Raw genomic sequence first — 6,102 nt, forward strand, 5'->3', positions numbered from 1 at the left:
ACGCATAAGTGATGATATAATAGGAATAGATGAAAGATATAGAAAAGCAGGTGAATCTTTTTTGTTTACAAAAGCACAAGAACTTTTAGCGTCTTATTTCGGTTATTCGTCATTCCGAAGAGGACAAGATGAAACAATTAAAAATGTATTAGATGGGAAAGATACAGTTTGTATTATGCCTACGGGCGGTGGTAAGTCAATTTGTTATCAAATTCCCGCATTAGTATTCGAAGGAACGACATTAGTTATCTCACCTTTGATTTCACTTATGAAAGATCAAGTAGATACATTAATACAAAACGGTATTTCCGCTACATATATTAATAGTTCTATTTCTATTACAGAAGCGAATCAACGAATTCAATTGGCGAAACAAGGGCATTACAAGTTGCTTTACGTGGCGCCTGAGCGTCTTGATTCTATGGAGTTTGTTGATCAACTTATCGATATGAAAATCCCGATGATAGCGATTGATGAGGCGCACTGTATTTCGCAGTGGGGTCATGATTTCCGCCCGAGTTATTTACATATACATCGCATATTAGATTATCTTCCAGAAAAACCACTCGTTTTAGCATTAACAGCAACCGCGACACCACAAGTGCGTGATGATATTTGTAACACGCTTGAAATTAATCAAGAAAATACAATTATGACAACGTTCGAACGCGAGAACTTATCGTTTTCAGTAATTAAAGGACAGGATCGTAATGCGTATTTAGCAGATTATATTCGTCAAAATCAGAAGGAATCTGGGATTATTTATGCAGCTACAAGAAAAGTAGTCGATCAGTTATATGAAGATTTAGGGAAAGCAGGAGTTTCGGTATCGAAATATCATGCTGGTATGAGCGATCACGATCGAAATGAACAGCAAGAACTCTTTTTACGAGATGAAATCAGCGTTATGGTAGCGACATCAGCGTTTGGAATGGGGATTGATAAATCGAATATTCGTTACGTTATTCATTATCAACTGCCAAAAAATATGGAAAGTTACTATCAAGAAGCAGGACGTGCTGGTCGTGACGGATTAGATAGTGAATGTATTTTGTTATATTCTTCTCAAGATGTGCAAGTACAACGCTTTTTAATCGATCAATCAACTGGAGAATCACGTTTTTCAAACGAACTTGAAAAACTCCAAAATATGACCGATTACTGTCATACAGAACAATGTTTACAATCATTTATTTTGCAATACTTCGGAGAAGAGCCGAAAGAAGATTGTGGTCGCTGCGGTAATTGTACGGACGACCGTGAAAGTATCGATGTGACGAGAGAATCACAAATGGTACTATCTTGTATGATTCGAACGAACCAACGATTCGGAAAACAAATGATTGCACAAGTATTAACTGGATCTAAAAATAAGAAAGTCATTGAATTTAATTTTCATACTTTGCCAACATACGGTCTTTTGTCAAACCGTAGTGTAAAAGAAGTCAGTGAGTTTATTGAGTTTTTAATTTCAGATGAGTTAATTGCAGTTGAACATGGTACGTATCCGACATTAAAAGTAACGGAAAAAGGAAAAGAAGTATTACTTGGTAAAGAGAATGTTTTACGCAAAGAACGAGTAGAAACGAGACAAATTGTTCAAGACCATCCTTTATTTGAAGTGCTTCGTGAAGTGCGTAAAGAAATTGCGCAAGGAGAAGGTGTACCGCCGTTCGTTATTTTCTCTGACCAAACGTTAAAAGATATGTGTGCGAAAATGCCAAAAAGTGACTCCGAACTCCTAACTGTAAAAGGAATCGGAGAACACAAACTTGTGAAGTACGGGTCTCACTTCTTACAAGCAGTTCAGCACTTTATTGAGGATAACCCAAACTATGCGGAAACAATTAAGACTGAAGTTGTTTCAGAGCGTAAAAAATCAGGAAAAGCGTCAGCGAATTCTCATATAGAAACATATGAAATGTATAAACAAGGCATTGATTTAAATGAGATTGCGAAAGATAGAGGTCTATCAAGACAAACGATTGAAAACCACTTAATCCGTTGCCATGAAGATGGTATGGAAGTAGAATGGCAAAGCTTTGTTCCAACAGAGTATGAAGCTCTTATTGAAACTGCCGTACAAAATGCAGAAGGTGGTTTGAAATCTATTAAAGAACAGCTTCCAGGTGAAGTGAGTTACTTTATGATTCGTGCATATTTACAAATTAGAAAGTAAAGAGCAATAAAAAGGGGATAGGGACATATGCATCATGTTTTCGTGTATGGCACGTTAAGAAAAGAGCAAACGAATGCTCATTATATGCGAGGTGCAACATGCATCGCAGACGGAGCATGGACGTATGGCAAATTATTTGATACAAACGAAGGGTATCCTGCAATGGTTTGTTCAAACGAGGAAAAAGTATATGGGGAAGTTTATGAAGTAAATAGTGATGTTCTGCAAAAATTAGATGAACTTGAAGAATATACAGGTAATCCCGAGAGTGATTTATATGACCGGATCACCCAAACTATTTATTTTTGGGATATAGAAACACATGCATATGTGTATGTTGCTCAAGATAGAGAAATGTTAAAGAAAGTTATCATTTCTGGTGATTGGGTGGAGTATCAAAAAGGGAAATAAAAGCAGCTATAGAATGATGTGAAAGCAGATAGTGGAATAATCCATTATCTGCTTTTTGAATTTATACTTTAAAATTCTTATTTTTTGATAAATTGTGAATATAGGGAAATAATAAGGGGGGGTTTGCAGGGGTATCAGAAATTTAGTTTCTCACTTGTAGTAGAAAAATCTATGGCAGGAGGAGAATAATAATGAACGAATTAAATGTGAAGGAATTTTACAAAAAACAATTTGAACTGCCGAATTATGATATAAATATAGAAAACTGGCTAGAGCAGGTTGCTAAAGAAGTTCAAGAACAAGTTGGTCATCCATTTCAAACGATGTTAGAACTTGGTGCAGGAAATGGTGGATTCGCAAGGGCGATGTCTAAGTTAAATGTAAAAATGATTACAGTTGAACTTGTAACAGAATTAGTTGAATTTGCAAGGGATCATTCAAGTAAGGATATTACGATTCACCATGGTGATTTCTATCAAATTGACATTTCGGAAGAATTTGGTGTAGTAAGTTATTTAGATGGATTTGGTGTAGGAACAGATGATGAGCAATTGTTTCTACTAAAACGGATTAAAGATTGGATGAAGGATGTGCACTTATTGATATTTATCAACCATTGTATTGGAAAAAGATAAGTGGACAAGAAATGTCATTAAGTTCAGCTATGCGAAAATATGAATATGATAGTATAAATGAAAGAATGTTAGATCATTGGTGGAATCCTAATTATCCAAATGATATTGTGACACAGTCTTTACGTTGTTATTCAGTTGAAGAGATTAGCGATCTATGTACTGAAGCAGGTTTAAGTATTGTAGGATTCTTCCCAGGCGGAGCATTTGATTTTGAACAATCGCGATATAAAGAGCAAGCTTCACTATATGATTGCTTATCTTATCGTATAAAAGTAAAAAAGAAATAAAGAAAAGGTAGGGCTTATCCCTCATACACATTAAGATAAGTTTATGTGTATGAGGGGAATTTCAAATTTGTAGAATCTAATAAACAAATAAGACGAAAATAGTTGATATAGATTGTTGGTTAAGTGCTTCCGTACTCATGTAAATATTTTTATTAGCTTCTAATCGATTGAAAGGTTGGGTTAATGAAGTATGAGCTATGTTTTGGCTAAACCAAACACATAGGTCTACTATATTCACTTGTTTGTTAAACGAATCAGATCTTTTTAACTAATCACTCCAAATTATTAGGCGGCATATATCGTTGTGATTATTTGGAAACTAATACTAGTTCATTAAAAATCGATAAATTTATATTAAAAACGCCATCCTTTTTGTATATTTCTATAAAAAGAATAGCGTTTTTTTCGTTATATGGATACAAATTTACATTATCTTGATAATAGCAATAGGGCGAGAATCTATTATGTTTAACCAATAATAAAATGACATAATTGACAAAACATACATCAATGTTATAATGGTACATTGTTATCGTGGTAACAAAATATCGTTTTTTACATTAAGGATGTGAAGTTATGAAACAAAATAATGAACAAATAAATGAAAAAAATACAAAAATTAAAGTTGAACGTGTGCAAACTGGTATTAGGATGGAAAAAAGAATGGTAAAAGTTTTGAAAGCAATGGCAGAATATCATGATATTTCGCTAGGCGTTCTTCTTGAAAGAATCGTTCTACATTCTTTTGAAAATAAACCTGTATTTAGCGATGCAAGTCTTGAAAAAGTTAAAGCTATAAAAGAAGTTTACGATATGGATTATGGCCTAGAAATAAGTCGTCAGTGGAATGATTCGGATAAATAGAATGTTTATTTTCACATACAGTGCCATCTAGATTGTTTGTAAGCAATCTATGAAGGGAAGAAAATAAAGAGAGAGAAAATTTTGTTTTAAGGATACTTCAAAATCTTAGATAAAGAGGCATGTTTTTTGTATTTTTCTTTATTTCGGAAAATTCTCAATCTAACTATTGACTTTATGGATGGATTTTTAATACAATTATGTCTTGACTAAAAAATTGGAACGGACAGGAGGGAATCATCAAATGAACAACATTTTTGAAGCAGAGTTACAAAAAATGAAAGATACTTTAAGTACGATGGATGATCAATTAGAACAGCTTGAAAAAATTCCGGTTTATTATGGAGAAGATTTTAAAGAGCAAATTCTTGAAAGTATGAGGGAGTCTAATAGACAAAGCTTACGTATTGGTGTACATGAGCCGTACTTTGGAAGATTAGATTTTCAGGAGGATGGCAAGGAAGACGTAATGCCGATTTACATCGGTAAAGTAGGTGTTTCAGATAAAGATACGATGAAACCAATTGTAATTGATTGGCGAGCACCTGTCGCGAGTATGTTTTATTCATTTACCGGTGGTGATGAATTAGCATTTTATCATTCACCAGACGGATTAGTAGAAGGCGATGTTTATTTAAAGCGAAACATTTCCATTCGAAAAAGAGAACTAGAACGTGTTGTTGATACATATGTAAAAGGAAATGAAGATGTCTCGCATGCTGATGATTTTCTTCTATATCGATTAGGTGAGAATAAAGATAATAAATTGAAAGATATCGTTTCGACTATACAATCGGAGCAAAATGATATTATTCGTGCGGAAAGAAACTTACCATTATTAATTCAAGGGGTTGCAGGGAGCGGAAAAACAACAATCGCTTTACATCGCCTTGCTTTTTTAATTTATGAATATCGTGAACAACTTGAAGCGGAGAGAATGATCGTATTCGCTCCAAACAGTTTGTTTTTAGATTATATTTCGAGTGTACTTCCTGAGTTAGGGGTAGGAAATATTAGTCAAACAACGTTTCCAGATTGGGCATTACGTACGTTAGATGGTTCGGTGAAACTGAAGCAGACAGAAGAAAAAATGAAAGAAGCTTTTTCAATTAATCGCGATGAAAAAAAAGTTATGCTCGGTAAATTAAAAGGCACGCTGGAATTCAAGTCGTTTATTGAAGAAAGAATGATTCAATTTGAAAAAGAATTAGTACCGACAAAAGATTTTGAGGCATGGGATAAAGCAGTTATTCCAGTGGAAGACGTTAAAAAATGGATGCAGGTTGAATATAAACACTATCCATTAAAGAAAAGACGAGAACGTTTAGTCGGCAGAATGAAGCGCTGGATTGAAATTGAACTGAAAAAGTTTGGAGAAACAAACGAGAAAAAGTTACTAAAAAAAGAAGCGACAAAGAGATTGAGCACATATATGAATTTTTGGCCGAAAATGAGCCCACTTTCACTGTATAGTTCAATGTTGAAAAGTAAAGAAATACTCGAAGTATTACCTGAAGAGCTTGTTCAAGAAACAGAAAAGAGTTGTCGTAAAAAAGAAGTATATGTGGAAGACTTACCAGCTTTAATTTACATACATCATCGCATAACAGGCATTGAAATCGGACAGAAGTTCCATCACGTCGTTATTGATGAAGCACAGGATTTTTCACCCTTCCAAGTTTATGTATTAAAAGAAATTACACTAGGTAATTCTTTCACTATATTAGGT

At 34.1% G+C, this 6,102-nt stretch carries 4 protein-coding genes and 1 pseudogene; all 5 read left to right on the forward strand.

The features are described from left to right. Positions 1–61 precede the first annotated feature (61 nt). The gene (gene recQ / locus AB3X48_RS16235) at positions 62–2,179 is read left to right on the forward strand and encodes a DNA helicase RecQ (protein ID WP_016105085.1); all 2,118 of its coding nucleotides are present in this window, start codon (positions 62–64) and stop codon (positions 2,177–2,179) included. A 27-nt stretch (positions 2,180–2,206) separates the two neighbouring features. Then, a complete protein-coding gene (locus AB3X48_RS16240; RefSeq protein ID WP_016105084.1) occupies positions 2,207–2,590 on the forward strand; it encodes a gamma-glutamylcyclotransferase family protein in 384 nt (127 codons plus the stop codon). Between the two features lie 191 nt (positions 2,591–2,781). Further along, positions 2,782–3,512 (forward strand): annotated as a pseudogene (locus AB3X48_RS16245) (class I SAM-dependent methyltransferase). Positions 3,513–4,088: 576 nt separating this feature from the next. Continuing rightward, on the forward strand, positions 4,089–4,376 hold the full coding sequence (locus tag AB3X48_RS16250; protein ID WP_002110300.1) for a hypothetical protein: 288 nt from the start codon (positions 4,089–4,091) through the stop codon (positions 4,374–4,376). A gap of 241 nt (positions 4,377–4,617) precedes the next feature. After that, positions 4,618–6,102 (forward strand): HelD family protein (locus AB3X48_RS16255; RefSeq protein ID WP_367959736.1); only part of this gene is annotated, 1,485 nt, incomplete at its 3' end.

Origin of the sequence: Bacillus sp. S4, assembly GCF_040838205.1 — a bacterium.
GTDB lineage: Bacteria > Bacillota > Bacilli > Bacillales > Bacillaceae_G > Bacillus_A > Bacillus_A cereus_U.

Excerpts from the sequence above, each read along its gene's own strand:
- AB3X48_RS16240 (WP_016105084.1), top strand. The coding sequence starts at position 2,207 with ATGCATCATGTTTTCGTGTATGGCACGTTAAGAAAAGAGCAAACGAAT.
- AB3X48_RS16250 (WP_002110300.1), top strand. The coding sequence starts at position 4,089 with ATGAAACAAAATAATGAACAAATAAATGAAAAAAATACAAAAATTAAA.